Here is a 25,640-nt window from a genome sequence, read left to right on the forward strand (position 1 = left end):
CCCGACACCTTCCGATCCCAACCACAAGGGGTGAAGTGGAAGGCCACATGGATTCCCGCCTGCGCGGGAATGACGAAACAGGGAAAACGCCTGGCTCTGTCCTCAGCCCATCTTGCAGCCGATGGCGGGATCGGCCAGGGCCTTTTCCGCCACGCCGACCACCACTTCCTGGCCGCCCTTGACCTGGCGCAGATAGATGTCCTGAACCGGGTTATGGGCCTTGGACAGGGTGAAGGTGCCGCGCGGGCTCTTGATCACCGCCTTTTCCATGGCGGCGATCAGATCAGCCTTGGCCGCGCTGTCGCCCTTGACCGCTCCCAAGCCCTGGAACATCAACTGGGCCGCGTCATAGCCCTGTACCGCATAGACATCGGCCTCCTTGGTGAAGGCCTTGCGATAGGCGGCGCGGAAGGTCTTGTTATCCGCCGTATCCAGCGCATCGGCGTAATGCAGGGTGGTGAGAACGCCCTCGGCCGCCTCGCCCTGCTCCCTCAGCACGCCGTCGGTGAGGAAACCCGGCCCCATCAGCGGAATGGATTTAAGACCCGCCGCGGCGTAATCCTTGACGAATTTCAGCGCGCCCGATCCGGCGAAGAAGGCAAAGACGCCGTCGGGCTTCAGAGCGGCGATCTCGGTGAGATTGGCCTGAAACTCCTCTTGCGGGAAAGGCACCAGGATCTGCTTGGCCACCTTGCCGCCCGCCTTGGTGAATCCCTGTTCGAAGCCAGTCACGGCCTCTTCGCCCGCCGCGTATTTCCACGACATGGTGACCACGTTCTTCATGCCGCGATCCATGGCGACCTTGCCCATGGGATAGGCGGTCTGCCAATTGGTGAACGAGGTGCGGAAGATATTGGGAGCGCAGAGCGGACCCGTCGCGGCGCCAGCCCCGGCATTGGCGATGATGGCGATGGTGCCGGTCTCGCGTACCACCTTGACCATGCCCAGCGCCACGCCGGAATGGACCGGCCCGACCACGAAGTCGACATTCTCGCCCGTCACCAGCTTGTTGGTGTTCTCGGGCCCCTTGGCGGGATTGGATTCGTCATCAACGGCGATGAACTGCACCTCGCGGCCGCCCAGCTTGCCGCCCCGCTCTTCCAGCGCCAGCTTGAAGCCGTTGGTGATGGCCTCGCCCAGTCCGGCATAGGTGCCGGAATAGGGCAGCAGAAAGCCGACCCTGACCTTGGCGGTGTTACCGATGGCAAAGCGGGTCGGCACGAAACCGCCCATGCCAGCAGCCACGATGGCGCCCGTGCGCAAAGCGGCGCGGCGGGAAATTCCCTTCAAATGATCCATAAACATCCTCCCAGGCATGCGGACCTTATTCGGCCCGTTCCGTTGTCTCGTTGAAGAAGCCCCGGCAATCCCGGCCGCTCCTCTTCCCGCTTCTGTTCCGCTCCACCGGAACGAGGCGACACCGCATCGGATACGGATCCATATAAATCGGCATCCTAATGCGTATTTTATCCGAATGCAATCTCACCCCCCTTTGAAGGGGTGTTGATCTTGACCGGCGGTCGGTCCACCATTCGCTCCATCAGATTTGACCGAAGGAGCGCGGTGCCGTGACCATCCATCTTTTCGAGCTTGCCCTACCCGCCGTCGCCGTCAAGGGGGAAGCGGGACTCTATCCGGTCCGCCGCGTTTTTTGTGTCGGGCGCAACTATGCGGGCCATGCGCGCGAGATGGGCAGCGACCCCAACCGAGAGCCGCCATTCTATTTCACCAAGCCGGCCGACGCCCTGGTTCCGGGCGGCGGCGACATCCCCTATCCTCCCGGCACCAGCAATCTGCATCACGAGATCGAACTGGTGGTGGCCTTGTCGCGCCCGGTCTACAAATGCACGCCCCAAGAGGCTCAGACGGCGGTCTTCGGCCATGCGGTGGGTCTGGATATGACGCGGCGCGATCTGCAATTCGCCGCCCGCGACAAGGGCCGTCCCTGGTGCCTGGGCAAGGCCTTCGAATTCTCGGCCCCCATCTCGGCCCTGGTCCGCGCGGAAAGCCCCAAGCTGTCGGGACGCATCGCGCTGGAGGTCAATGGGCAGATCCGCCAAAGCGGCGACATCAACGAGATGATCTGGTCGGTGCCGGAAGTGATCGCCCATCTGTCCCAGTATTACCATCTGGGCGCGGGCGACCTGATCTTCACCGGCACGCCCGAGGGCGTCGGCCCGGTGGTGGCGGGCGATGTGCTGCGGGGAACAATCGACGGCGTGGGCGAGCTTGAGGTGCGTATCACCCCGGAACGCTGACAGGCTCAGCCCGCCGCCGAGCCTCCGGTCGAGGGTCGCAAGGTGAAGTTGATGGTCGTGCCCTTCTTGGGCTCGGACTCCACCCAGATTGTGCCGCCGAAGCGATGGACGATACGGCGGCACAGCGCCAGGCCGATTCCGGTGCCACCAGGAAAGCGGGCGGGTTCCAGGCGCTGGAAGATGACGAAGATCTTCTCGAAATAGGCCGGTTCGATACCGATTCCATTGTCGTGCACCGAGACTCGCCACAGCCCCTTGGGCTCCTGCGTGGCGGTGATCTCTATCTGCGGCGCGGCGTCGGGCTGGCGGTAGATCAGGGCGTTTTCCAGAAGATTCTGGAACAGGCTTTCCACCTGACGGGCTTCGGCCAATACCACGGGAAGCGCATCCATCTTGACCGTCGCGCCCGAAGCCTGCAAATCGGGGCCCAGATTGGTCAGGACCGAAGTCATCACGGCGTTGAGATCCACCGGCACCAGTTCCGGCGGCGACCGCGAGACGCGGGCATAGTCCAGAAGATCGGGGATCATCGAGGACATATGCTTGGCGCCGCCGACGATATAGCCGATGAATTCGTCCGCATCCTTGTCCAGCCGCCCTTGATAGCGCCGCGCCAGCAATTGGGCATAACTGGCGATATTGCGCAGCGGCGTCTGAAGATCATGGGACGCTACATAGGCGAACTGCTCCAGATCGGCGTTGGAACGGGCCAGTTCGTCGGTTTGGCGCTCCAGCGTCCGCCAGCTGCGCAGCATGCCGAAACCACCCAAGGTGGTCACAATGATGAAGGCGCCCGCCAGGACGATCACCTTGACGCTTTCCTTGCGCCACTCGCCCAGATAATCCTCGGTGGCCATGCCCACCAGGGTGATGAGCGGATAGTCGGCAATGGGCTGGTACGAGAAGGTGCGACGGATGTTGTCGGCCCCCGCCGATGCTTCATAGGTTCCCCCCTTGGGATTGGCGGTAATCCGCTCCGTGAAAGTCCTGGAAACCGTCGTCTGGCCCACGTAACCGGCATGGGGATAGCGGGCCAGCAGGTCGAAATTGCGCGAGGCGTCGCCGCGCATCACCACGGTTCCCTGCGGCCCCACCTCCAGATTATTGAACTTCTGCTCGAACCAGGCGATGGTCACCGGCGCAAAGACGATTCCGGCGAAGCCGCCGTCGGGAAGGCTTAGCCTTCGCGCGAAGATCAGCACCCATTTGTTGCTGATACGCCCCAGGGTGGGCGGCGAAATGACCATCCCGGAATTGGCGTCATCACGATGAACGGTGAAATAGGCGCGATCGGAAAGGTTGGTTCCCAATCCGGCCTTGTCGCCGCTGGCGATCACGATTCCCGCAGCATCGGTGACGCGTAGACCGTCGGCCATTTTCAGCCGGTTCTGCAATCGCGCCAGAAAGACCGTCAACTCCGGCCCGGCGATCGCCTTGCTGGCATGGAGCCGGGTTACCTCATCCGACACCGCGCGCAGAGCCAGATCGATCTGGTCGATATCGCCAGCGATGCTTTGCGAGACGAGACGGTTGGTATTGCGCGAGGAAACGGCGGCGCGGTCCTGGTACTGGCGATAGCTGGAATCCAGGGACATCCAGGCCAAACCAAGAACCGATGTGTTGACGAACAACAACAGCGCCACCAAACGCCAGCGCGACGCCCTGAACCTGTTGTAATCCGTCGATGAGCCAGACACCTTTGACCTCACTCCCCGGATAAGGACAATAGCGTATGAACTACAGTTTACCTCAAGCAAACAGGAATGCCCAGTCGCACAAATACCATTCCCGCGTTAATTCTTTCATTGACGGCAACCGATAACTCAGCCGCACCCCCTGAAGTGGGTGGCATATAAGTAATCATCCGATTGTATGGGCGTTCCTTGCAGAAATCATTTGATGCCACGGGACCCCAAAGATAATGATGTCGGGGCGAGGGACCAGGAAACGGGCAGCGGATTATCATTCAATGGCAATACCGACCAAAGACGATGTGGAAGCGGCACCCGAGGCCCTGTTGGAGGGGGCGTATTGCACCAAGGTCGAGGACTTCTTCTCCCCCGGTTCGCGGGACCTCATCGGGCGCTTCCTGACCAATTTTACGGAATCCCTGGTGATCACGCCGACGGAACTGGTGTTCTCGGCCAAGTACCAAAAACGGCTCAACGACGCTGGCCGCGTCATGATGAACGCCGTGGACAAGATCGCCACCCTTCAGGCCAAGCTGAAAGGTGAAAGCGCGGCGCAACGGCTGCGCGATCTCAATACCCTGATCAGCGCTGGCATGAAGAAGCTGTGGGATGACGAGAAGGACAAACCGGCCCCCACGGTGACGGCCGAAGGTTTTTCCGCCTACTGCGCCACCCTCAAGGGCAGCCAGGTCGAGAAGGATTACGCGGCCAACCGCGCCCTGACCGAACTGCTGTTCTCTCACAAGGTGTGGAAGGACAAAGTCTCCATCCTGGTGAAGATGTTCGGCCTGACCAAGGGCAAGGACGAGAACCGCCATATCGAACAGGTTCTGTCCGAATGTCTGAAGAGCGACCCCGCCCTGGATCAGATGCTGGGCCTGTGCGAAACGCTGGAGGAGCGCTGCAACGATCTGGCCGATCTGTGGAAGGGTGAGTGGAAGCAGCGCGATACCGCGCACGCCGCCATGGAAACCATCGCGGCCATGATCAATGATGGTTCCGCCCCCAATTGCAAGGCTTCGGTCGAGTATTCCCTGCTGCGCACCCTGGCCAGCAAGATGCCGCTGCGCTCGGCCGAGCCCGAGATCGAGATCACCGCGCTGTTCGACCTGTTCAAGCGCATGTGGACCGGCACCACCTTGATCGGCGGGGCCAAGGCCCTGACCTCCCTGGAACGGCGCCAGGCCCGCCACCTCAACAAGGAAGGCGTCACCGACCTGCTGCGCGAACGCAAGGTCCTGTCCGACCGCTATGCCTTCCTCATGCAACTCAGCACGATCACCGTGGGCCAGGGCAACCGGGCCATGCTCAAGACCTTCATCGACCATTATTTCGGCGACAAGGATTTCGTGCCCCGCGTGGTGACGGGCCAGGAGCCCCCCGTCCCCAAGCTGCAGACCCTGGCGGGTATCCATCGCACCATCAAGGCCTCGTGGCTGCCCGATGGCGACAAGGCCGCCTACATGGCCCAGATGGAAGCGGCGCAAATTCAGCTGCTGAAAAACTCCCGTCTGTTCGATCAAATCGACAAGAAGGGCGGCGGCCCGGCCCAGAAGGTTCTCACCCTGCTGGACCTGTGCCGCAAGGGAACCTTCATCGACGGCGTCAACATGGAAGCCGTCCGTCAGTTGCTGAACACCTATATCCGCGATCCCGGTTTCATGACCGACTATCTCGGCACGGCTTCGGGCGAGGAGAAGGAACGCAAGATGATGCTGCTGACCAAGACCCTGGCCAGTATCGGCGTCACGGTCTGAGAGCCTTGCTCAGGGCCTTGAACGGCAGCAGGACGCAGTCGTGGCGGCTTTTGTGCGGACGCACCGGCAGGAAGGCCGCCAGGGCGGGGAAGGCCGGTTCGCCCCCCGTCTTCAGCATGCCCCTCACCTGATCGAGCAACTGGGCCGCCCCGGCTGCATCAAGCCCCAATGCCTGCTCCGCCGCCACCGAACTGGCCGCCTTGCACAGCAGGCAGCCCTTGACCCCATGGCCGAGCGCCGCCACCCGGCCGCCCTCCAGCCTGAGACCGAGACTCACCCGATCGCCGCACAGGGGGTTGTCCAGCGTCACGCTCTTATCTGGATGAGCCAGCGAAACGGGTTCGCGGGCGGCAAGGTCCTTGATGGCCGCGCCATACATTTCGTCGCTCATCGCAGCACCTTCACCGCCTCGGCCAGCCCCACAAGCAGGGCCTCCACGTCGGAGCGGTCGGAATAGGGCGCCAGCGAGGCGCGCAACGTCCCCTCCTCCAGCCCCAAAGCCGCCATCAGCGGCCGGGCGCAATGGGCGCCACCGCGCACCGCCACGCCCCGCTCGGCCAGCAGATGCGCCAGATCATGGGGATGACAGCCCTCCACGGTGAAGGACACGACGGGCACGCGGGCCTCCAACCCTCGCGGGCCGACGATTTTCACTCCGGCCATCGAGCCCAGCCCATCCAGAAGATGCCAGGTCAGGGCCGCTTCCTGCTGATGTATCTCCTGACCATCCAGACTCATCATCCAGTCCAGGGCGGCGGCCAGACCGACCGCCTGGGCCACGGGCGGGGTTCCCGCCTCGAAGCGGTGAGGTGGATCGGCCCAGGTGACGTCATCGTCACCCACCGCATCCACCATGCCGCCGCCAACTACCATGGGAGTCATGGACTGAAGAACTTCGGCCCGGCCCCACAACACACCGATTCCCGTCGGCCCATAGGCCTTGTGCCCAGAGAAGGCATAGAGATCAGCCCCGAGGGACCGGGGATCGACACGGCCATGGGGCACCATCTGGGCGCCGTCCACCACCAGCCGGGCTCCCACCCCATGGGCGGCCTCGGCCAGACGCGGCAGATCGCTGACGGCGCCGGTGACATTGGAGGCATGGGTCACCGCCACCACCTTGCAGCAAGGCGTGACGATGGCGCCGAGATGGTCGAGATCCAGCCGCCCCTCATGGGTCACCGGCAACCAGCGGATGGCGAATCCCCGGTCCTCGGCCAGGCTCATCCAGGGCAGGCAGGCGGAGTGATGCTCCAACCGGCTGAGCGCCACCTCGTCGCCGGGCCCCAGCTTGCGCCCCAGCCCCCAGGCCGCCATGTTCAGCGCCAGGGTACAGCCGCCGGTGAACACCACCTCCTCGGCCGGAGCGTTCAAAAAGCGCCCCACCGTGGCGCGGGCGGAATCATAGGCTTCATCGGCGCGAAGGGCCGCTTCGTGCAGCCCCCGGCGCACATTGGAACGGGCGACGCGGTTGAGGCTGGCGATGGCCTCGGACACCAGTCCCGGAATCTGCGCCATGGCGGCGTTGTCCAGATAATGAAAACCCGGTCGCGACAGCGCCGGAAAAGCCGCGCGAATGGTCTGGCTCATTCCTCGCCTCCCAGCGCCCGCAAGGCTTCGGGCGTATCCACATCGATCAATATACCGTCATCGGCCACCGCCACCTCGATGACAGCCAAGGCATTTTCGGCGATCAAGCCGCGCGCGCCCTTGTCACCGGTGAGATCCCGCATGGACGGGAAAAAGCGCCGCGACAACAGCACCGGATTGCCCCGCCGCCCCTGAAAGACCGGCACGCAGATGCTGTCGGGGCGAAAGGCGGCGATCAGGGCGGCCACGTGGGCGGAGGTCACCCTGGGCATGTCGGCCAACAGGACCATCACGCCCTCGGCGTCTTCGGGCAGGGCGGCCACGCCCTCGGCCAGGGACGAGGCCATCCCCCGCGAAGGATCGGCATTGACCACCTGAACCACACCGGGCCCCAAATCAGGCTGCGGCTCGGGCCCAGTGACCACCAGGACCGGCGACAGACCGCCCCTCAAACCCGCCTCCACGGCGAGGTCGAGCATGCTGCGTCCCTCCACCCGCATCAGGCGCTTATCGCCCCCCATGCGGCTGGCCCGCCCGGCCGCCAGGATCAGACCGGCGATGCTCACGAACCACATCCGAGAGCGCGGCGCGCCAGAACGGGAATCAGCGCGGCGCGGTATTCGGCGCTGGCATGCAGGTCACGGCTGAGATCGTCGGCGGTAAAGGTCAGTCCCTCCAGGGCGGCCGTGGAATAGTCCCCCTCCAGCGCCATCTCGAAACCGGTCAGGCGGAAGGGACATGACGCCGCCCCGGTGACCGCCACCCGCACGCCGCTTTCAGTCTCGGCGACGAAGACGCCCACCACCGGATAGCCCGAGGCGGGATTGCGCGTCTTGGCATAACCGGCGCGGCGCGGCAGAGGATAGCTCACTGAGACGATCAGTTCGCCCGGCTCCAGCGATGTCTCGAACATGCCGAGAAAGAACGCGTCGGCAGGAATGACCCGCCGGTCGGTCCGGATCAAGGCTCCCAGGCCCAGCACGGCGGCGGCGTGGTCACTGGCCGGATCGGCATTGGCGAGCGCGCCGCCCAAGGTGCCCATATTACGCACCTGGAGATCGCCGATGGACCCGGCAAGATCGGCCAGGGCGGGAATGGCGGTGATGGCCGCCATCTGCGCATGGGTCACCGCCGCGCCCACCACCAGCGCGCCATCGTCCTGACGCATCCCCGCCAGTTCCGGCAGACGGGCCACGTCGATCAGGGCGGAGGGCTGGGCCAGGCGCAGCTTCAGCGCCGCCAGGAGGCTTTGACCGCCCGCCAGATAACGCCGCTCCTCACCGTCATGAGCCGCGATGGCCTCGGTGAGGCTTTGGGGGCGGAGATAATCGAAGGGAAACATCACCCCTTCTCCCGGATGGTTTGGGCGATGGCTTCGACGATGGGGCGATAGCCGGTACAGCGGCACAGATTGCCGTCCAGGCCGTGCCGGATGGCGTCTTCGTCGGCGCGGTCCAGATGGGCCACCAGATCAAGGCCGCTCATCACCATGCCCGGCGTGCAGAAACCGCATTGCAAGGCGTGCCGGTCGCGGAAGGCCGCCTGAAGCGGGTGCAGCGTCTCGCCCTCGGCCACGCCCTCGATGGTCAGCACGTCTCGCCCATCGGCCTGGGCGGCCAGAACCAGGCAGGATTTCACCGCGCGGCCGTCCAGATGGACCGTGCAGGCCCCGCATTGGCCGGTGTCGCAGCCCACATGGGTTCCGGTCAGGCCGAAGCCGTCGCGCAGCAAGGCCACCAGCAAGGTGCGCGGCTCGACCTCCGCCTCCACCTTGCGGCCGTTCAGGGTGAACGCGACGCGCATGGGTACGCTCCTTTGATTTGCGATCAAGACGACGCTATCATCGGCACCGCTTCAAGGAAACCGGTCCCGATGCCCATAGCCGTTAAATCCTGCCTCGACGTGGTATTCTGGATCTCCGATCAGGCGCTCAATGATCGCGAGTACATCCAGCCGCAAAAGCTGCACCGCCTGCTCTATCTGTCGCAGGCCTATTTCGCCGTGGCCTATCACGGCCGCAAGCTGATGCCCGCCACTTTCGTCACCGACGCTTTCGGACCCGTCGAGCCGACGGTGTTCCACGCCTTCGCCTATGGGCGGCCGACCATGATCGAGGGCAATATGCTGAGCGAGCAGGTCAGCCACTTCCTGGACGGCATCTGGCGCCGCTATGGCCCTTATACCGCCGACCAGTTGACCAAGAAGATCATCGAGCATGCGCCTGTCGCCCTGGCCATGGCCAAGGGCCAGAACGAGGAAATCCCCTTCGCCGACATGGTGAAGTACTATTCCGAGGCCGCCGCCGCCCGCAACAATCCGGCCTCCAACGTCGATTCCATCGATACGGTGATGAAGCCCCGCATGATGCGCTCGCAGACCGGCAAGCCGGTCACCGTCGCCGCCTGGAAGCCCAAACCGGCTTCCGTCAAGAAGGACGAGTAATGCGCCGCCGGGGCTTTCTCTCCCTGGGTCTGGCCCTTGGGCTGGCCGCCTGCGCCAGTGAACCCGCCCGCACAGCGCGCCCCCCGCGCGCCAGGGCCACGCCGGGCATGGTGGACGAGCCCGCCCTGGTGGGCTTGAACGCCGTCATCGATCTGCACCACGCCAATGGGGTCAAGAGCTTTGCCATGGCGCGCGATTCCAGCGGCGTGCTGGCGGTGATCCACAAGGCCAGCGAGGGCGACTGGCAAGATCCCCGCTACGAGGAGCGCCGCGCCCAGGCCATGGATGCCGGTCTGCTGTGGGGCGCCTATCATTTCGGCACAAGGCAGCATCCGGGACGCAGTCAGGCCCAGATGTTCCTGGCCGCCGCCCGCCCCGACCCGGCCACCCTGCTGGTCCTCGACCTGGAACTGAACGAGCGGGCGCCGGGCAACACCATGCAGATCGACGCCGCCGAGGATTTCGTGCGCGAGATCGCCGCCACCACCGGCCGCCTGCCGCTGCTATACTGCCATCCCGCCTGGGCCGATGGGGAAACCCTGCCCAGTTCCAAGGGAAGCGGATCCCTGGGCGGCGCCATTTTGCCCGGATCGGCGCTGGCCGCCTGCGACCTATGGCTGGCCGATTACCGCTACGAGCCGGAATTGCCCAATGCCTGGAACGGCCGGGGCTGGCGCATGTGGCAATATGCCGGTGACGATGCCCGCACCGGCGGCCCCTTCCGCGACCGCGCCCGCGAGGTCCGAGGCATCGAGCGCTGCGACCGCTCGGTCTTCGCTGGCAGCCGGGACGATCTTTACCGCTATTGGGGCGGAATCGGCCGGTCTGGGGCCTGAGGCTGAGCCAGGGGCTGCGGGGTTGCGTTGGCGGAACGGAACTGCCAGACGGTGACGAACCGGCAGCCGCGCTTGCCCAGATCATCCAGCACCCCGCCCATGGCGGCGATGGTGCTGTCATGGATGTCGTGGAACAGGAAGATGCCGTGCGCGCCCTGGCCCACCGGCAAGATATTGCCTTCCAGGGCGCTGACCGTGTGATAGCGCCAATCCTCGCTGTCACGCGACCACAGCACTAGCTCCAGCCCCTCCTTGCGGGCCAGGCCGACCAGATCGGGGTCATAGGCACCGTAGGGGGGACGGAAGTAATGGGGCTCGGCCCCCAGGGCCTTCAACTCGGCCAGGGTATCCTCGATCTCCTTGCGCCGCGCCGCCTCATCCAGCTTGCGCATATCGGGATGGTCCCAGGAATGGTTCTCCACCTCGTGTCCGTCAGTCAGCATGCGGCGGATCAGATCGGGATAGCGCCGCGCATGCTGGCCCAGCACGAAGAAGGTCGCCTTGACCTTGCGCGCCGCCAGCAGATCCAGCAGAGCGCCGGTATGAGGCCCCGGCCCGTCGTCGAAGGTGATGGCGCAATCGCCCGCCTTGGCCTTGTCCCCGAAATCGAGGCTCGGCGGCTTGGCGGAGAGTGCCGAGGGTTTGGGCCCGAAAGGAAGCCAGCTTGGCCAGGCCAAGGCGCCTTGCGGCACCAGCAGGACGCATAGAGCAATGATAAGACGGCGCATGATCGTCCCCGAATTCCCCGATCCGAAAATCCTGATCATTCTTGGCAGTCTTGTCCAGCCCCCCTCCGCTTCAGGCGGTGGCACCTTCGGCCACCGCCTGCGGCCCGGCCTTTCGGCCGATCATCAGCGACATGGCCGCCGCCACCAGACAGGTCGCCCCCGACAGAACGAAGGCCAGCCAGTAATCGCCCAGATCGGTGCGGATCACTCCGGCGGCGAAGGCCGCCGTGGCCGCGCCCAATTGGTGGGAGGCGAAGATCCAGCCGAACATCACACCCGCACGTTCCCGCCCGAAAACCTGGGTGGTCAGCTTGACGGTGGGCGGCACGGTGGCGATCCAGTCCAGGCCATAGAACACCGCGAACAGCCACAGGCCGAACACATCGGGGCCAAAGGCCAAATCCAGGAAGATCAGCGACAATCCGCGCAATCCGTAATACCAGAACAACAGCTTGCGCGAATCCCAGCGATCCGACAGCCAGCCCGAAGCCGTGGTGCCGAGAATGTCGAAGACACCCATGGCGGCCAGCAGACCGGCTGCCTTGACCTCGGGGATGCCGTGGTCGAAACAGGCCGAGATCAGATGGGTGCCGATCAAACCATTGGTGGACAGGCCACAGACGAAGAAGGTCCCCACCAGCAACCAGAAATCGCGAGACCGCATGCCGTCCCGCAACGCCATGACCGCCGCCACCGCCGGATTGCCAGCCCGGATGGCGGGCGGCGGGGCTTGGGTGGCCCCCACCGGCCACAAGCCCAGATCGGCGGGCCGGTCGCGCATGAACATCCAGATGACGGGGGCCAGGACCGCCGCCGCCGCCGCGATCAGCAGCACCGCCTCGCGCCAGCCCCAATGCTCCACCAGCATGGCCATCTGAGGCAAAAAGATCAGTTGCCCGGTGGCGGTGGCCGCCGAAAGCAATCCCATCACCGTGCCACGATGGGCGTCGAACCAGCGGGTGACCACCGTGGCGCCCAGCACCAGGGCGATGGTGCCCGAGCCGCCACCCACCACGAATCCCCACAGCAGGACCATGTGCCAGGGCGTGCGCATAAAGGTGGTGGCAGCGACGCCCAGCGCCAGGACGGCCAGGGCCAAGGCCATGGTGCGCCGCACGCCGATGCGGTCCATGACGGCCGCTGCGAAGGGCGCCATCAGACCGTAGAGCACCAGATTGACCGAGACCGCGAAGGAGATGGTGGCCCGGCTCCAGCCGAATTCGGCCTCCACCGGAACCATCATCACGCCCGGCGCCGAGCGGATGCCCGCCGCCACCAGCAAGGTGACGAAGGTCAGGCCCGCGGCGATCCAGCCGTAATGCAGACGGACAGGACCCGGGACTTCCGGCTTGGCAGCTTCCGACATGGGGTCCTCCAGAAAAATGAGGCAGACAAGTCTGTATCATTTGACTTGTACAGACAGGTCTGTATCATGTCAACCATGGAAACCGCTTCCCCGACCAGAGCATGACTGAAACCTCCGACAAACTCACCGCCCGCGACCGCATCCTGGCCGCTGCCAACGACCTGTTCTATCGCGAAGGCATCCGCGCCATCGGCATCGATACGGTGATCGAGCGGGCCGGTGTGGCCAAGATGAGTCTCTACCGCGCCTTCCCCTCCAAGGACGATCTGATCGCCGCCTTTCTGGAAATGCGCGACAGCATGTACTGGGACTGGTGGGACGCGGTGCTGGCCCGCCATCCCAATGATCCCCGCCGTCAGTTGCTTGCCCTGTTCGAGACGGTGGCGCGGCGTACCTCGGACCCGCTTTACCGGGGCTGCCCTTTCGTCAACACTTCGGTGGAATTCCCCCATCCCGACCACCCGGCCCGCGCCGTGGTGGCCCGTCACTTCGCCGAACTGCGCCGCCGGTTGGGCGCCCTGGCCGAAGGAATCGGCCTGCCCCAATCCTCCGCCCTCACCGACCAGTTGATGGTCTTGCTGGAGGGTGCCTATTCCGCCTGTTCCACCCTAGGGGGCGCGGGTCCCTCCGCCTCGGTGGCGGCGGCCGCCGAAATCCTCATCCAGGCCCATCTTTCTGCAACATTGTCGAGGCCCACATGACTCAGCCCCACCTCTTCCAGCCGCTTTCCCTGCGCGGCCTGACACTGCCCAACCGCGTTGCTGTCGCCCCCATGTGCCAGTATTCGGCCAAAGACGGCGTGGTCCAGGATTGGCACCTGATGCATTACGGCTCCCTGGCGGCCTCGGGCCCCGGCATGGTGGTGATCGAAGCCACCGGCGTGACGCCCGAGGGGCGCATCTCGCCCAAATGCCTGGGCCTTTACGACGATGCCACCGAGGCCGGGTTCATCCGTTTGGTGGCCGCCATCAAGGGCTTCGGCGGCAATGGCGCCATCGGCGTGCAACTGGGCCATGCGGGGCGCAAGGGCGGCGCTGCGGCGCCTTGGGAGGGCGGCAAGTTCTCGCCCGACGGCTGGCAGACCATCTCGGCCAGCGACATCGCCTTCGACGAAGGCTGGCCCTCCCCCAAAGCCGCGACCATCGAAGACCTCGACCGACTGAAACAGGCTTTCGTCATCGCCGCCCAGCGCGCCTTGCGCATCGGCTTCGACTTCATCGAACTGCACTCGGCCCACGGCTATCTGCTGCACCAGTTCCTGTCGCCGCTGTCCAACCGGCGTGACGACCAGTATGGCGGCAGCCTGGAAAACCGCATGCGCTTCCCCCTGGAGGTCATCACCGCGGTGCGCGCCGTCTGGCCAGCCGACAAGCCGCTGGGCCTGCGCATCAGCGCTACCGATTGGGTCGAGGGCGGCTGGGACGCCGATCAGGCCGTGAACTATGCCAAGGCCTTCAAGGCGGCGGGCATCGATTTCGTCTGCGTGTCCTCGGGCGGTCTGGTGTCTTATGCCAAGGTTCCCGTCGGCCCCGGCTACCAGATCGAGCTGGCCGCCCGCATCCGGCGCGAGGCCGGGATTCCCACCCGCGCCGTCGGCCTGATCGCCACGCCGCATCAGGCCGAAACCGCCCTGACTGAAGGCGCCGCCGATCTGATCGCCATCGGGCGCGGCTTCCTCGACAATCCCCGCTGGGTGTGGCACGCCGCGCAGGCGCTGGGCGCCCAGATGACCTATCCGCCTCAATACCTTGCCGCTGGAACGCGGGCCTGGCCCGGTGTGGCCCTGGCCCGGCCCACTTTGGCCGCAGAGTAAAACAAAAGGGCCCGTTCGGTTACCGAACGGGCCCTTTCTAGAATCTGATGAAGGCTGATTATCCCAGCATTTCCTTCATCTTTTCGGAGTCCAGTTCCTTCTCCCACTTGGAGACCACCACGGCGGCGACGCCATTGCCGACGAAGTTGGTCAGCGCGCGGGCCTCGGACATGAAGCGGTCGATGCCCAGGATCAACGCCAGACCGGCGACGGGAACGCTGGGCACCACCGCCAGGGTGGCGGCCAAGGTGATGAAACCGGCACCGGTGACGCCCGAAGCCCCCTTGGAAGTCAGCATGGCGACGCCAAGCAGCGTGGCCTGCTGGGTGAAGGTGAGATCGATATCCAGAGCCTGGGCGACAAACAGCGCCGCCATGGTCAGGTAGATATTGGTGCCGTCCAGATTGAAGGAATAACCCGACGGAACCACCAGACCGACCACCGACTTGGAACAGCCCATGGCTTCGAGCTTCCGCATCAGGGGAACCAGGGCCGATTCCGAGGACGAAGTACCCAGAACGGTCAGCAGCTCTTCCTTGATGTAGCTGATGAACTTGAAAATGTTGAAGCCGACCAGCAAGGCGATGGTTCCCAGCACGACCACCACGAACAGGAAGCAGGTCAGATAGAAGCTGCCCATCAGCGCCGCCAGGGGCTTGAGCGCGGCCACGCCGTACTTGCCGATGGTAAAGGCCATGGCGCCGCCCGCGCCCAGGGGGGCGACCTTCATGATGGTGTTCATCATGGCAAAGAAGATGTGCGAGCATTCCTCGATGAACATGTGCACGCCCTGACCGGCCCGGCCCATATGGGTCATGGCATAGCCGAACAGAATGGCCACCAGCAGAACCTGTAACAGATCACCCGAACCGGTGAAGGCATCCACCAGGGTCTTGGGGATGATGTGCAAGATGAAATCGACGGTGCTCTGCTCGGTGGCGGCCTTGGCGTATTTGGCCACCGCCTTGGCGTCCAGCGCGGCCGGATCGGCGTGGAAGCCGTCGCCAGGGCGCAGCACGGTCATGACGATCAGGCCGATGACCAACGCGAAAGTGGAGACCACCTCGAAATACAGCAGCGCCTTGCCGCCCACCCGGCCGACCTTCTTCATGTCGCCCGCACCGGCGATGCCCAGCACCACGGTACAGAAGATCACCGGGCTGATCAGCATCTTGACCAGGGCGATGAAGCCGTCGCCCAGGGGTTTCAGGCTGACGCCCAGATCGGGGTAGAAGAAGCCGAGAGTGCCGCCGGCAAAGATGGCGAGCAGAACCCAGAAATACAGGTGGCTTGTCAGGCGCTTCATCGGCGTATTCCTCGATTATGGATGGTGTTTTGGCTTTCGTACCCTTTGGACCAGGACCTGTCGATTGCGGTTATCCGATGGTCCGCCGCCAAGGCTTGTGACGCCAGGAAAATTTTTCTGTTGCCCCCGCCCCTGCCCGCGGTTTTCCATGGGCGCTTCGCAGGACTTAAGGATCCAACCATTGCCCTCAACCGCCCCGCATTCCGCGTCCACCATGCTGGGTCGGGTTGTCCTGCCCTTTGCGGCCGGGTATTTCCTGTCCTACCTCTATCGGACGGTGAATGCGGTTCTGGCTCCCGAGATCGGCCGCGCCATCTCGCTGGATGCCTCCGATATCGGATTGATGACAGGGATCTATTTTATGACCTTCGCGGCGGCGCAGATTCCGCTCGGCATCTTGCTGGACCGTTTCGGCCCCCGAAGGGTGGAGGCCATCCTTCTGTGCTTCGCCGCCGCCGGAGCCTTCGCCTTTTCCCTGGCCCAGTCGGTGCCCGCCCTGGTGGTCGGCCGCGCCCTGGTGGGATTCGGCGTCTCGTCGTGCCTGATGGCGGCGCTGAAGGCCAATGTGCAGTTCTTTCCGCCGCAACGCATCCCTCTGATGAACGGCATCATCTTAGGCGCGGGCGGACTGGGGGCCATCGCCGCCACAGCGCCGGTCCAGGCCGCATTGCATCTGACCGACTGGCGCGGCGTCTATGGGGGGGTGGCCGTCCTGACCCTGGCTTCCGCCGCCTTTCTATGGCTGACCGTCCCGGATCGTCACCAGACGGCGGGCGCCGGGGGATTGCGGGTCCAGATCGCCGAAGTGGCGGAAATCTATCGTGATCCCGGCTTCTGGCGGGTGGCTCCGGCCACCATGCTGTCCATGGGCAGTTTCATGTCCATCCAGGGATTGTGGGCGGGACCATGGCTGCGCGACATGGCAGGCTTTGCCCCGGACCGGATCGCCACCGGCCTGACGGTCATGGCGGGCGCCATGGCCCTGGGCTACCTCTCGGTGGGCGCCATGGCGGAACGGCTGGAAAAGCGGGGCATTGCCCCCATCACCCAAGGCGCGGTGGGCATGGCCCTTTATGTGCTGGCCCTGGGCGCCATGGCCGCCGGGTGGAGCGCGGCTCCCCTAGCCCTGGCGGCTGTTTTCGGCCTGACCGGAACGGCGTGTTCCATCAATTACGCGGTGCTGACCCGGCGTTTTCCCCTGCGCCTCGCCGGGCGGGTCAATACCAGCCTCAACCTGACCATCTTCGTGGCCGCCTTTATTATTCAGTGGGGCTTGGGCGCCCTGATCGGCCTGTGGGACAAGGTGGACGGACGCTGGCCGCCCGAGGCCTGGGCGGTGGGACTGGGGGTTCCGGCCCTGTCCATCCTGGCGGCCCTGATCTGGCAAATCCCGGCCTGTCGGGCGGAAAAGTCCTGATGCATTCCGTCATGCCCGATCGGCGGCTGATGGCCGCCCTTGCCCTGTCGGCCCTGCTGCATGTGCTGGTCACCCTGATCCTGCAGATCGAGAGTTTGTCGGCCCTGATCCCCGAGCGGACCGAGCGGAGCATGGAGGTGGAGGTGATCCCCGAGCCTCTCAAGCCCGAGCCTCCCAAACCCGTCGCCCCACCCCCGCCGCAGGAACCACCGCTTCCCGAGACGCCGCCGGAAGCGCCAAAGGTCCAAACGGCTCCGCCGCCGCCTCCCCTGCCCATCCAGAGGCCGCAGTTGCAGCCCGCCCCCTTGGCGGAAAAGTCCAAGGCGCCCAAATCCGAACCCGCCAAACCGGCCCTTCAATCGCCGGGACTGTCGACGGATACCGGAACATTCACGCGCTCGGCGCCAGCGGCCGGTGAACTGTCCCAAAACATTCAGGACAAGGTTCTGGCCCAGGTGGTGCGCATGTGGCACTTCAACTCGGCGGCACTCAGAGGCAGCGACATCATTTTGTCGGCATCGTTGCTGGTCAACCGGGACGGCACCCTGTCCGGCCCCATGCACAAGGATGCGCCCTGGAATCCCGATGCGGCGATCCGGGGCTATTCCCGCCTGCCCGAGGGCACCACCAAGCAGATGATGGAAACCTTCCTCGTGGCGCTGCGCATGGCTCAGCCCCTGCAATTGCCGCCGGACGACGGCAAGCCCTGGCCCCGTCACATGATGCTGCGTTTCAAGCCGGGCGATCTTTGATCCCGAATTCGAGGCGGACCACCAGACCCGGCCGGTTATCGTCCAGGGACAACCGCGCCGAATGCAGCCGCGCCACCGCCTGAACCAGCGACAGGCCCAGCCCGTTGCCCGGCGTCGTACGAGTGCTGTCGAGACGGACAAAGCGTTCCAGCACAGCTTCACGCGACTCTTCGGGGATGCCCGGGCCGCTATCGGCCACCGACACCACCACCGAAGCTGGACCGCCCGTGACGGTTACCGACACCTCGCCGCCCGAAGGCGTGTATTTCACCGCATTGTCCACCAGATTGGCCAGTGCCTGGAACAGCAGATGCCGGTCGACCTTCAGCGAAAGGCCGGTATCGGCCCGGCAGGCAAGCCGCAGGCCCTTTTCCTCGGCCAGGGGCTCGTAGAGTTCCACCACATCGCTGGCCAGGGTGGCGGGATCGATGGATTCGAAGCGTTCGAGCCTGGCCGCCGATTCGGCGTGGGAGATGGTCAGAATGGCATTGAACGTGGCCAGCAGATGGTCGGCCTCGGCCAGGGTTTCCTCCAAGGTCCGGCGATAGCCCTCGCTGTCGGGAGTCCCCAACAGAGCAAGGTCGATGCGCGAGCGCAGCCGGTTCAAGGGCGTGCGCAGATCATGGGCGATATTGTCCGAGACGGTACGGATGCCTTCCAGCAGACGCTCCAGCTCGTCCATCATCTCGTTGAAGCTTTCGGCCAGGGAATCGAACTCGTCGTCGGTGCCGGAAAGCTGCATGCGCTGGCTCATATCGCCGCCGAAGATGCGCCGCGCCGTGCGGCTCATCTCCTCAACCCGCTGCAACAGATGACGGCTGGTGAAATATCCACCCACCACGCCGAGCAGGATGGTCAGCGCCAGACCCCAGCCCAGGGCCCGGTTGATGGCCGACTTGACCCGCTTGGCATCGGCCAGGGAACGCCCCACCAGCAGGCGATAGCCGTCATTGAGCTCATAGACCTGGGCCAGGACCTCGACCCCCGGCCCGATGCTGCCCAATTGCAGCAGCCGGAACCGCACCCACCCCACCTGGCTGGACACTTCGGCGGGCCAGGACTTGATGTTGCCCGCCAAAAGATGGCCTGAATGCCCCATCAGCAGATAGGTGTTGCGCCCTTCCACATCCTGGCGCATGCGGCTGCCGATGATCTCGGCCAGACCGCTCAGCTCACGCGAGTGATAGACCTCGGACAGGCCGGTGGCCTCGGCTTCCACCGTTTCCTGCACCTGCCACTCGATGAACATGGAGGTGCTCCACGACACCAACGCCAGCAAGGCGATGGCCGAGACCGTGAAGATGCTGAGATAGCTGAGCGCCAGCCGGAAGGTGGTGGTGCGAAGGAGACTAGCGGGCCGCACGAAGCGTATATCCCGCGCCGCGGACCGTATGGATCAGCGGCAGTTCGAAATCCTTGTCCACCTTCTGGCGTAGACGGCTGATATGCACGTCGATCAGATTGGTCTGGGGGTCGAAGTGATATTCCCAGACATTCTCCAGCAACATGGTGCGGGTCACCACCTGACCGGCGTGGCGCATGAGATATTCCAGCAAACGGAATTCACGCGGCTGCAGATCGATTTCCTGGCCGCCCCGGGTCACGGCGCGGGCCAGCAGGTCCATTTCCAGATCCTCGACCTTGAGGCGGGTTTCCGGCTGGGTACTTGACACCCTTCGCGACAGGGCCTCGATGCGGGCCAGCAATTCGGCGAAGGCATAGGGCTTGACCAGATAATCGTCGCCGCCCGCCTTCAGGCCGCGCACCCGGTCGTCCACCTTGCCCAGCGCCGAGAGAACCAGGACCGGCGTGGTGTTGCCAGCGGCCCGGAGCGCCTGGATGATGGACAGCCCGTCCAGCCCCGGCAGCATGCGGTCGATGATCATGGCGTCCCAGCGCTCGGAGGTCGCCAGAAACAGCCCGTCGGTGCCCGTGGCGGCATGATCGATCACATGCCCGGCCTCGCGCAGGCCCTTGGCCATATAGGCCGCCGCTTCGCTGTCGTCCTCGATCAGAAGGATTCGCATCGTGTCCGATATTCCATTGCGCGAGGACCATACAATCATCGGCCCTCACGGAAAAGCCCCCGCGCCAGGGGGGAGGACGCGGGGGCCATTTTCCGGTGTCCGGCAACGGGGGGACGCTGCCGGTCTTCGACGAAGCCACTCGGGGGGGGGGAGAGAGTGGTCCGTCCTTCGGCGGGGAGTTCGGATTCCGCCGGGTCCGAGATGCTGTGGCGAGGAGCGCAAACTTGCCGCCAACCGCCTCTCCGACCTTATGAAGCGGATCATGACAGGGGCGAGGTTACGGCAGCATTTCACCGCGATTAACCTTTCGTAATGATCGAGGCCTCCAGACCGCCCCTCCCCCCGCGCAGGACGGCCACGCCGTGGGCGCACGCCCCTTTCGGGCGGAAATATGATAGGCTTCTCCCTTGATAGCGTGGGTGTAGCGAGGAGAGTCCGCCATGTTGAGCCTGGAAGACTGCATCGCCTTTAGCGGCCTGACGGTCGAGCAACTGGACGCCGTCGCCTGCCACCAACATCTGCCGCTGATCGTCGTCGCCGAATGGGCCGAGACGGTGCTTGACGCCGAGGACGGCTTTGCCAGGGTCGCCGCCATCCTCGCCGAGGAAGTGGAAGCGGCCATCATCCATCATAAGGACCGCCTGGACGGCTGGTCGCAGGGCCTGGATCAGTTCCTGCGTGACCATGCCATCCACTGAAGTCGCGCTTATGAGCCGAAAAGGTCGCCCTGGGCGGATGGCGGGCCAGGCTCGGCGGTGATGGCGAACGGCCCCTCGTGAGGCCGCAGCAGCGGCTCGACCTCGGCGAAAGGTTTGGCGGCATCGGCCCAGGCCGCCCCGGCCTCGGGCGCAAGCACGACCGGCATTCGGTCATGAACCGCCACGAGATCATCGGCGGGGCCGCAGGTGATGATCACCACGCGCGCACCATCGCTCAATCCAGCCAAGGCGAAGAGATCGCAGCCGACCGGGGCGATGCGGGTCTTGACCCGCCCCGGCCACTCCCACCAGCCCGTGGCGGGGATCAGCACCCGTCCCCCGGTCAGGAGGGGGCGGAAGGTGGGCTTGACGGCCAGACTTTCCGACCGGGCATTGATGAGCGGCGCCGCCTGCCACTCCACGCGCAATCCCCAGGGCATCAGGCGGGCGCCACCGCCGCCCACAACCAGGACGGGGTCGGTCGGACGCATCTCCGATCCCCGCGGCCATGGCGGCGCCACGGTCAGACCAAACCGCCCGATCACCTCATGGGAATTGGCGTTCAGTTCGAAGCGGGAGCACATGGGGCGCCCTCGAAGCGGCCGACGATCAGAAATTCCTTGTTGCCTTCGGGGCCGAGGATGGGGCTTTCGGTGATGCCCTCCACCCGCCAGCCGGGCAAGCCGTCCAGCCAGAGGCGGATGCGTTCGCACACTTCGGCATGCAGTTCGGGCTCGCGCACCACGCCGCCCTTGCCCACCCGGCCCTTGCCCACCTCGAATTGCGGCTTGATCAAAGCCGCCACCCAGGCGCCGGGCCGGGCCAGGGCCAGGGCGGCGGGCAACACCGTTTCCAGTCCGATGAAGCTGGCGTCGCAGACCACCATATCCACCGGCTCGGGGATCTGCTCTTGCGTCAGATGACGGGCATTGGTGCGCTCGAGCACCACCACGCGGGGATCGCTGCGCAGTTTCCAGGCCAATTGCCCGTGGCCCACATCCACGGCATAGACCCGCGCCGCCCCATAGGTCAGCAGCACGTCGGTGAAACCTCCGGTCGAAGCCCCCACATCGACGGCCACCTTGTCCGAGGGATCGAGGGCGAAGGCTTCCAACGCCTTGGCCAGTTTGAGGCCGCCGCGCGAGACCCAGGGATGGTCCTGGCCCTTGAGCTCAAGCGCACAATCCTCGGCCATATTGGTGCCCGGCTTATCCACCCGCCGATCGCCGCTATAGACCAGCCCCGCCATGACCAAAGCCTGGGCCTTGGAACGGCTTTCCACCAGCCCTCTGTCCACCAGCAGTTGATCGACCCGCTTTTTCGCACTCATACGCCATTGCCCCATGCAAAAATCAGGGATGGAAATTGCCCCCCCTTTCCCCGAGAATACAGAAAATTTATATAATCGCGGGACGTCCAAGCCATAATGACAACGTTGCTGTTCACGCACCCCGTCTGTCTTCAGCATGACACGGGCGACTATCACCCCGAATGCGCCGATCGCATCAAGGCCGTCCTCGCCGCTTTGGAAAGCGAGGAGTTCATGATGCTGCTGCGCGACGAAGCGCCGCACGCCACCATGGAGCAGCTGATGCGGGCCCACCCGCTCAGCCATATCGATTACGTGCTGGATTCGGTCCCCACCAGCGACAGCCACCATCATCTGGACCCCGACACCATATTGTCGCGCTATTCGGGCGAGGCGGCGCTGAGGTCGGCCGGGGCGGGCATCGCGGCGGTGGACGCCGTGGCCAAGGGCGAGGTGCGCAACTGCTTTTGCGCCGTGCGCCCGCCGGGCCACCATGCCGAGCGCGACAATGCCATGGGCTTCTGCTTCTTCTCCAACGCCGCCATCGCCGCCCTGCACGCCCGCGATGCCCACGGCTACAAGCGGGTGGCGGTGGTCGATATCGACGTGCACCACGGCAACGGCACTCAGCACATCCTGTGGGATGAGCCGGGCATGCTCTATGCCTCCACCCATCAGGAACACGCCTTCCCTAATACCGGTCTGATGGAAGAGACCGGCGGCGAGGGCATCATGGTCAATGTGCCGCTGCCCGCCGGAACCAATTCCGACGATTACCGCATGGCCTTTACCGACATCCTGCTGCCCCGTCTGCGCGAATTCGCCCCCGACTTCCTGATCATCTCGGCCGGGTTCGACGCCCATGCCGCCGATCCCCTGGCCCATCTGCGGCTGACCACCGCCGATTTCGGCTGGATCACCCGGCAATTGCTCCAGGTGGCGGAGGAAACCGCGGGCAACCGGGTCGTCTCCATCCTGGAAGGCGGCTATGACCTGCGCGCCCTGGCCGCCAGCGCCCGCGAGCATGTGCGGGCGCTGATGGGGATGTAGCGATTTCCATGGCCGTCATCCGTTACGTCACCGGCGTCAATGCCGAATACTTCTTCATTCTGTTTCCGCTATTCGCCTCGTTGCGGCGCTTCGCGCCCGAGATCAGGGTCGAGGTGTGCGATTTCGGCCTGACCGCGCCGCAGCGAGCGTTCCTCGAGCGCAAGGGCCTGCTGCTCGAGGCCCCGCCCGATCTGGCCGGGGCGCATCCCTGGCGCTGCAAGGCCGCGTTGGGCCGCTATCTGGACGGCCGGCCGTGGGATGTGGCCTTCTGGCTGGACGCCGACATGATGGCCGTCGCACCTTGCGGCGATCTGCTGTCAGGTATCGCACAACGCCTGCTGGCTGGGGGAAAGCCACTGGCCGTGTGCATCGATTCCCTGACCACCGGCGAGGCGGTGCGGATTGCGCCCGCCCCCCATTTCGAGGCCAAGGCGCCGTCCCGTGGCATCGTCTCCGGGACGACCTATTTGAACTCCGGCTTTTTCGCCTGCTCGTCGCCGGGCTTTCTCGCCGACTGGGAGCGGCAATGCCGAGAGATGCCCGACGAAAATCTGTTCGAACAGAACGCCTTTAATTTGGTGGCCCACCCGGCGGGCTTTCAGTCCTTGGATATGTGGCAATGGAATTTGTGCGCCTACGCCTTGTCCTCGGTCCGCATCGAGGAATCGGTTGGCGAGACGCCCCGCTTTGTCCACCCTGACGGCCAGGTGCGCATCCTGCACGCCACCTCGCACCGCCCCGAAGACGTCATCAAGCAGACGGTGACCCTTTCCGCCGGGGGCCGCACCTTCGAGGCGACCGTCAAACTGCTGCGCCACCCCGCCTTGCTGCAATGGCAGATGTCCCTGCTGCGCCAGGGATTGGAGGCCGACGCGGCCTTACTGGGCGAATCGGGGCTGGGCCGCCCTGATCCCGGTGCCACCGGCGATGCCGATTCCGAGGCCAAGGCACGGTTCCAGAAGGGCGGCGAAATGTTCCTGCTGCGCCGTTTCGCCGAGGCCGCCGACGAATTCCGCGAGGTTCTCCGCCTCAAACCAGGCCATGCCCGCAGCCTGTTCAATCTGGCCATGGCCCAAGCCGAGTTGGGACAACTGCCCCTGGCGCCGCCGCTCCTGCGCCAGGCCATCCAGGCAGACCCCGATTACCGCGAGGCCCATATCTATCTGGTGATGATGCTGTCGCGGCTGGGAGAGAGCGAAGCCGCGGGCAAAGCCCTCGCCCAGGCGCTTTCCAGATGGCCGCAGGATTCAACCTTGCGGCAAATGGCCGATGCCGGAGACAAGACCAATAATTTCGTCTGATACCCACGGCTTTTTTCGAATTGTGCGCAGTGAAGCTTGCCTTCGCAGGCCTGCGCCCGTAAACTTCCGCGCTTCGTTGGAAGACCCGATAACAGGTTGTTGAATCACGAGCCCCCATGGCAGAAAACTCCACCGACATCGCCGCCATGAGTTTCGAGGAGGCCCTGGCCGAATTGGATCTTATCGTGCGCCGCCTGGAGGAGGGCAAGGGACGGCTTGATGACTCCATCGTCTCATACGAGCGCGGCGCGCTGCTGAAAAAGCACTGCGAGGCCAAGCTGGAAGAGGCGCGAACCAAGGTCGAGCGGATCGTGTCGGGTCCCGACGGAAGTGTGGCTCTTCAGGCCGCAGAGAGTGTGTGATCCTAAGAAAGTCGAGTAAACCATTGACTGATTCTCCCATGTCTTCGCGCCTCACCGAGGCTCTGACCGTCGTCAGCCAGGCCGTCAATTCCGAGTTGGATCGCCTGTTGCCGGTTTCCGAATCCCCCGATTCCCGGGTTCACGAGGCCATGCGCTATTCCACACTGGATGGCGGCAAGCGTCTTCGCCCCTTTCTGGTGATGCAGTCCGCCAGCCTGTTCAATGTGGCGGAAAGCGCCGCCATCCGCGTAGCCTGCGCCATCGAGATGATCCACTGCTATTCGCTGGTTCACGACGACCTGCCCTGCATGGATGATGACGACCTGCGCCGCGGCCGTCCCACCTGCCACAAGGCCTTCGACGAGGCCACCGCCCTGCTGGCTGGCGACGCCCTGCTGACCAAGGCCTTCGAGGTGCTGGTCAATCCCGCCACCCATGCCGATCCGGCTGTGCGCTGCGAACTGGTGGCCGATCTGGCCCACGCCTCGGGCGGCCAGGGCATGGTCGGCGGCCAGATGATCGACCTTCAGGCCCATACCCTGGACCTGGACGTGGCGGGCATCACCCGCCTGCAGCAGTTGAAGACCGGCCGGCTGTTCTCGTTCTCCTGCGAGGCGGGCGCCGTCCTGGGCAAGGCCCATGGCGAGCTGCGGCTGGCGCTTCGCAATTACGCCCATGACCTGGGTCTGGCCTTCCAGATCGCCGACGACATCCTCGACGTGGAAGGTGACGTGGCCGAGGTGGGCAAGCGCCTGAACAAGGACGCCGATGCCGGAAAGGCGACCTTCGTGTCGCTGTTGGGCCTCGAGCGCGCCAAGTCCCAGGCGGACATGCTGGCCGAACAGGCCTGCCGCCATCTTGATCCTTTCGGCGAGAAGGCCGATCTGATGCGGGACGTGGCCCGCTTCGTCGTTCGCCGCCGTTCGTGAGGTCCTAA

General features: G+C 64.8%; 27 protein-coding genes. 13 read left to right on the top strand and 14 right to left on the bottom strand.

The window, feature by feature from the left end; genetic code table 11:
- Positions 1-102: 102 nt before the first annotated feature.
- A complete protein-coding gene (locus tag CCC_RS07015; protein WP_009869687.1) occupies positions 103-1,299 on the bottom strand; it encodes an ABC transporter substrate-binding protein in 1,197 nt (398 codons plus the stop codon).
- Between the two features lie 269 nt (positions 1,300-1,568).
- Here CCC_RS07015 and CCC_RS07020 point away from each other — a divergent pair, with 269 nt between their 5' ends.
- Positions 1,569-2,258, top strand: coding sequence for a fumarylacetoacetate hydrolase family protein (locus CCC_RS07020; RefSeq protein WP_009869688.1), 690 nt, complete (start codon positions 1,569-1,571; stop codon positions 2,256-2,258).
- A 5-nt stretch (positions 2,259-2,263) separates the two neighbouring features.
- Here CCC_RS07020 and CCC_RS07025 read toward each other — a convergent pair whose 3' ends face one another.
- Positions 2,264-3,955, bottom strand: a complete 1,692-nt coding sequence (locus CCC_RS07025) for an ATP-binding protein (RefSeq protein ID WP_041040521.1) — start codon at positions 3,953-3,955, stop codon at positions 2,264-2,266.
- Positions 3,956-4,227: 272 nt separating this feature from the next.
- Here CCC_RS07025 and CCC_RS07030 point away from each other — a divergent pair, with 272 nt between their 5' ends.
- Positions 4,228-5,706: a hypothetical protein gene (locus CCC_RS07030; RefSeq protein ID WP_236686327.1), complete on the top strand. Its 1,479-nt coding sequence runs from the start codon at positions 4,228-4,230 to the stop codon at positions 5,704-5,706.
- Here CCC_RS07030 and CCC_RS07035 read toward each other — a convergent pair.
- Genes CCC_RS07035 through CCC_RS07055 form a run of 5 tightly spaced genes read right to left on the bottom strand, consistent with a single transcriptional unit; the run spans position 5,696 to position 9,099 of the window.
- Positions 5,696-6,097 (bottom strand): iron-sulfur cluster assembly scaffold protein, encoded by a 402-nt coding sequence (locus tag CCC_RS07035; RefSeq protein ID WP_009869691.1) that lies wholly within the window; start codon positions 6,095-6,097, stop codon positions 5,696-5,698. The genes CCC_RS07030 and CCC_RS07035 overlap by 11 nt on opposite strands.
- Entirely contained in the window at positions 6,094-7,296 is a 1,203-nt protein-coding gene (locus CCC_RS07040; RefSeq protein WP_009869692.1) for an aminotransferase class V-fold PLP-dependent enzyme, read from the bottom strand. Before CCC_RS07040 ends, CCC_RS07035 begins: the two co-directional genes overlap by 4 nt.
- The gene (locus CCC_RS07045) at positions 7,293-7,862 is read right to left on the bottom strand and encodes a nucleotidyltransferase family protein (RefSeq protein WP_041040573.1); all 570 of its coding nucleotides are present in this window, start codon (positions 7,860-7,862) and stop codon (positions 7,293-7,295) included. The genes CCC_RS07040 and CCC_RS07045 overlap by 4 nt, the downstream gene beginning before the upstream one ends.
- Positions 7,859-8,638, bottom strand: coding sequence for an FAD binding domain-containing protein (locus tag CCC_RS07050; RefSeq protein WP_009869694.1), 780 nt, complete (start codon positions 8,636-8,638; stop codon positions 7,859-7,861). Before CCC_RS07050 ends, CCC_RS07045 begins: the two co-directional genes overlap by 4 nt.
- Entirely contained in the window at positions 8,638-9,099 is a 462-nt protein-coding gene (locus CCC_RS07055; protein ID WP_009869695.1) for a (2Fe-2S)-binding protein, read from the bottom strand. Before CCC_RS07055 ends, CCC_RS07050 begins: the two co-directional genes overlap by 1 nt.
- A gap of 69 nt (positions 9,100-9,168) precedes the next feature.
- Here CCC_RS07055 and CCC_RS07060 point away from each other — a divergent pair, with 69 nt between their 5' ends.
- Positions 9,169-9,738 carry a Panacea domain-containing protein gene (locus tag CCC_RS07060; protein WP_041040525.1) on the top strand — a complete coding sequence of 190 codons (570 nt, stop codon included), beginning with the start codon at positions 9,169-9,171 and terminating at the stop codon, positions 9,736-9,738.
- On the top strand, positions 9,738-10,574 hold the full coding sequence (locus tag CCC_RS07065) for a glycoside hydrolase family 25 protein (RefSeq protein WP_009869697.1): 837 nt from the start codon (positions 9,738-9,740) through the stop codon (positions 10,572-10,574). Before CCC_RS07060 ends, CCC_RS07065 begins: the two co-directional genes overlap by 1 nt.
- Here the strand turns inward: CCC_RS07065 and CCC_RS07070 are convergent.
- On the bottom strand, positions 10,541-11,302 hold the full coding sequence (locus CCC_RS07070) for a polysaccharide deacetylase family protein (RefSeq protein ID WP_009869698.1): 762 nt from the start codon (positions 11,300-11,302) through the stop codon (positions 10,541-10,543). The genes CCC_RS07065 and CCC_RS07070 overlap by 34 nt on opposite strands.
- Before the next feature lie 70 nt (positions 11,303-11,372).
- Complete coding sequence (locus CCC_RS07075; RefSeq protein ID WP_009869699.1) at positions 11,373-12,668, bottom strand: MFS transporter; 1,296 nt, start codon at positions 12,666-12,668, stop codon at positions 11,373-11,375.
- Between the two features lie 101 nt (positions 12,669-12,769).
- Between CCC_RS07075 and CCC_RS07080 the strand changes: the two genes are divergently transcribed.
- Both CCC_RS07080 and CCC_RS07085 read left to right on the top strand, forming a co-directional pair.
- Positions 12,770-13,369 carry a TetR/AcrR family transcriptional regulator gene (locus CCC_RS07080; protein WP_009869700.1) on the top strand — a complete coding sequence of 200 codons (600 nt, stop codon included), beginning with the start codon at positions 12,770-12,772 and terminating at the stop codon, positions 13,367-13,369.
- A complete protein-coding gene (locus tag CCC_RS07085) occupies positions 13,366-14,481 on the top strand; it encodes an NADH:flavin oxidoreductase/NADH oxidase (RefSeq protein ID WP_009869701.1) in 1,116 nt (371 codons plus the stop codon). The genes CCC_RS07080 and CCC_RS07085 overlap by 4 nt, the downstream gene beginning before the upstream one ends.
- 58 nt (positions 14,482-14,539) lie before the next feature.
- Here the strand turns inward: CCC_RS07085 and CCC_RS07090 are convergent, their stop codons facing one another.
- Entirely contained in the window at positions 14,540-15,787 is a 1,248-nt protein-coding gene (locus tag CCC_RS07090) for a dicarboxylate/amino acid:cation symporter (protein WP_009869702.1), read from the bottom strand.
- A gap of 181 nt (positions 15,788-15,968) precedes the next feature.
- On the opposite strand from CCC_RS07090, the gene CCC_RS07095 reads away from it, so the two are divergent.
- Together CCC_RS07095 and CCC_RS07100 are read left to right on the top strand one after the other, a co-directional pair.
- Positions 15,969-17,204: an MFS transporter gene (locus tag CCC_RS07095; protein ID WP_009869703.1), complete on the top strand. Its 1,236-nt coding sequence runs from the start codon at positions 15,969-15,971 to the stop codon at positions 17,202-17,204.
- Positions 17,204-17,956 (top strand): hypothetical protein, encoded by a 753-nt coding sequence (locus tag CCC_RS07100; RefSeq protein WP_009869704.1) that lies wholly within the window; start codon positions 17,204-17,206, stop codon positions 17,954-17,956. Before CCC_RS07095 ends, CCC_RS07100 begins: the two co-directional genes overlap by 1 nt.
- Here the strand turns inward: CCC_RS07100 and CCC_RS07105 are convergent.
- Positions 17,937-19,319 carry a sensor histidine kinase gene (locus CCC_RS07105; RefSeq protein ID WP_041040528.1) on the bottom strand — a complete coding sequence of 461 codons (1,383 nt, stop codon included), beginning with the start codon at positions 19,317-19,319 and terminating at the stop codon, positions 17,937-17,939. The genes CCC_RS07100 and CCC_RS07105 overlap by 20 nt on opposite strands.
- The gene (locus tag CCC_RS07110) at positions 19,306-19,983 is read right to left on the bottom strand and encodes a response regulator transcription factor (RefSeq protein WP_009867324.1); all 678 of its coding nucleotides are present in this window, start codon (positions 19,981-19,983) and stop codon (positions 19,306-19,308) included. The genes CCC_RS07105 and CCC_RS07110 overlap by 14 nt, the downstream gene beginning before the upstream one ends.
- A 440-nt stretch (positions 19,984-20,423) precedes the next feature.
- Between CCC_RS07110 and CCC_RS07115 the strand changes: the two genes are divergently transcribed.
- Positions 20,424-20,681, top strand: coding sequence for a hypothetical protein (locus CCC_RS07115; RefSeq protein WP_009867323.1), 258 nt, complete (start codon positions 20,424-20,426; stop codon positions 20,679-20,681).
- Between the two features lie 8 nt (positions 20,682-20,689).
- Here CCC_RS07115 and CCC_RS07120 read toward each other — a convergent pair whose 3' ends face one another.
- Both CCC_RS07120 and CCC_RS07125 read right to left on the bottom strand, forming a co-directional pair.
- Positions 20,690-21,265, bottom strand: coding sequence for an SOS response-associated peptidase (locus tag CCC_RS07120; RefSeq protein WP_009867322.1), 576 nt, complete (start codon positions 21,263-21,265; stop codon positions 20,690-20,692).
- Positions 21,244-22,011: a TlyA family RNA methyltransferase gene (locus CCC_RS07125; protein WP_009867321.1), complete on the bottom strand. Its 768-nt coding sequence runs from the start codon at positions 22,009-22,011 to the stop codon at positions 21,244-21,246. Before CCC_RS07125 ends, CCC_RS07120 begins: the two co-directional genes overlap by 22 nt.
- 96 nt (positions 22,012-22,107) lie before the next feature.
- Between CCC_RS07125 and CCC_RS07130 the strand changes: the two genes are divergently transcribed.
- The 4 genes from CCC_RS07130 to CCC_RS07145 all read left to right on the top strand — a co-directional run bounded on the left by CCC_RS07130 (position 22,108) and on the right by CCC_RS07145 (position 25,632).
- Positions 22,108-23,040: a histone deacetylase family protein gene (locus CCC_RS07130; protein WP_041040530.1), complete on the top strand. Its 933-nt coding sequence runs from the start codon at positions 22,108-22,110 to the stop codon at positions 23,038-23,040.
- A gap of 8 nt (positions 23,041-23,048) precedes the next feature.
- Positions 23,049-24,341, top strand: a complete 1,293-nt coding sequence (locus CCC_RS21105; RefSeq protein ID WP_052472985.1) for a tetratricopeptide repeat protein — start codon at positions 23,049-23,051, stop codon at positions 24,339-24,341.
- A 116-nt stretch (positions 24,342-24,457) separates the two neighbouring features.
- Positions 24,458-24,703: an exodeoxyribonuclease VII small subunit gene (locus CCC_RS07140; RefSeq protein WP_041040532.1), complete on the top strand. Its 246-nt coding sequence runs from the start codon at positions 24,458-24,460 to the stop codon at positions 24,701-24,703.
- A 38-nt stretch (positions 24,704-24,741) separates the two neighbouring features.
- Positions 24,742-25,632, top strand: coding sequence for a polyprenyl synthetase family protein (locus CCC_RS07145; protein ID WP_041040534.1), 891 nt, complete (start codon positions 24,742-24,744; stop codon positions 25,630-25,632).
- Positions 25,633-25,640: the final 8 nt, after the last annotated feature.

Source organism: Paramagnetospirillum magnetotacticum MS-1 (assembly GCF_000829825.1).
GTDB lineage: Bacteria > Pseudomonadota > Alphaproteobacteria > Rhodospirillales > Magnetospirillaceae > Phaeospirillum > Phaeospirillum magnetotacticum.

Bases quoted from the DNA above. Each gene is read 5' to 3' on its own strand.
- CCC_RS07015 (WP_009869687.1), bottom strand. From the start codon at position 1,299: ATGGATCATTTGAAGGGAATTTCCCGCCGCGCCGCTTTGCGCACGGGC.
- CCC_RS07030 (WP_236686327.1), top strand. From the start codon at position 4,228: ATGGCAATACCGACCAAAGACGATGTGGAAGCGGCACCCGAGGCCCTG.
- CCC_RS07035 (WP_009869691.1), bottom strand. From the start codon at position 6,097: ATGAGCGACGAAATGTATGGCGCGGCCATCAAGGACCTTGCCGCCCGC.
- CCC_RS07040 (WP_009869692.1), bottom strand. From the start codon at position 7,296: ATGAGCCAGACCATTCGCGCGGCTTTTCCGGCGCTGTCGCGACCGGGT.
- CCC_RS07050 (WP_009869694.1), bottom strand. From the start codon at position 8,638: ATGTTTCCCTTCGATTATCTCCGCCCCCAAAGCCTCACCGAGGCCATC.
- CCC_RS07055 (WP_009869695.1), bottom strand. From the start codon at position 9,099: ATGCGCGTCGCGTTCACCCTGAACGGCCGCAAGGTGGAGGCGGAGGTC.
- CCC_RS07060 (WP_041040525.1), top strand. From the start codon at position 9,169: ATGCCCATAGCCGTTAAATCCTGCCTCGACGTGGTATTCTGGATCTCC.
- CCC_RS07065 (WP_009869697.1), top strand. From the start codon at position 9,738: ATGCGCCGCCGGGGCTTTCTCTCCCTGGGTCTGGCCCTTGGGCTGGCC.
- CCC_RS07070 (WP_009869698.1), bottom strand. From the start codon at position 11,302: ATGCGCCGTCTTATCATTGCTCTATGCGTCCTGCTGGTGCCGCAAGGC.
- CCC_RS07075 (WP_009869699.1), bottom strand. From the start codon at position 12,668: ATGTCGGAAGCTGCCAAGCCGGAAGTCCCGGGTCCTGTCCGTCTGCAT.
- CCC_RS07080 (WP_009869700.1), top strand. From the start codon at position 12,770: ATGACTGAAACCTCCGACAAACTCACCGCCCGCGACCGCATCCTGGCC.
- CCC_RS07085 (WP_009869701.1), top strand. From the start codon at position 13,366: ATGACTCAGCCCCACCTCTTCCAGCCGCTTTCCCTGCGCGGCCTGACA.
- CCC_RS07090 (WP_009869702.1), bottom strand. From the start codon at position 15,787: ATGAAGCGCCTGACAAGCCACCTGTATTTCTGGGTTCTGCTCGCCATC.
- CCC_RS07100 (WP_009869704.1), top strand. From the start codon at position 17,204: ATGCATTCCGTCATGCCCGATCGGCGGCTGATGGCCGCCCTTGCCCTG.
- CCC_RS07110 (WP_009867324.1), bottom strand. From the start codon at position 19,983: ATGCGAATCCTTCTGATCGAGGACGACAGCGAAGCGGCGGCCTATATG.
- CCC_RS07115 (WP_009867323.1), top strand. From the start codon at position 20,424: ATGTTGAGCCTGGAAGACTGCATCGCCTTTAGCGGCCTGACGGTCGAG.
- CCC_RS07120 (WP_009867322.1), bottom strand. From the start codon at position 21,265: ATGTGCTCCCGCTTCGAACTGAACGCCAATTCCCATGAGGTGATCGGG.
- CCC_RS07125 (WP_009867321.1), bottom strand. From the start codon at position 22,011: ATGAGTGCGAAAAAGCGGGTCGATCAACTGCTGGTGGACAGAGGGCTG.
- CCC_RS07130 (WP_041040530.1), top strand. From the start codon at position 22,108: ATGACAACGTTGCTGTTCACGCACCCCGTCTGTCTTCAGCATGACACG.
- CCC_RS21105 (WP_052472985.1), top strand. From the start codon at position 23,049: ATGGCCGTCATCCGTTACGTCACCGGCGTCAATGCCGAATACTTCTTC.
- CCC_RS07140 (WP_041040532.1), top strand. From the start codon at position 24,458: ATGGCAGAAAACTCCACCGACATCGCCGCCATGAGTTTCGAGGAGGCC.
- CCC_RS07145 (WP_041040534.1), top strand. From the start codon at position 24,742: ATGTCTTCGCGCCTCACCGAGGCTCTGACCGTCGTCAGCCAGGCCGTC.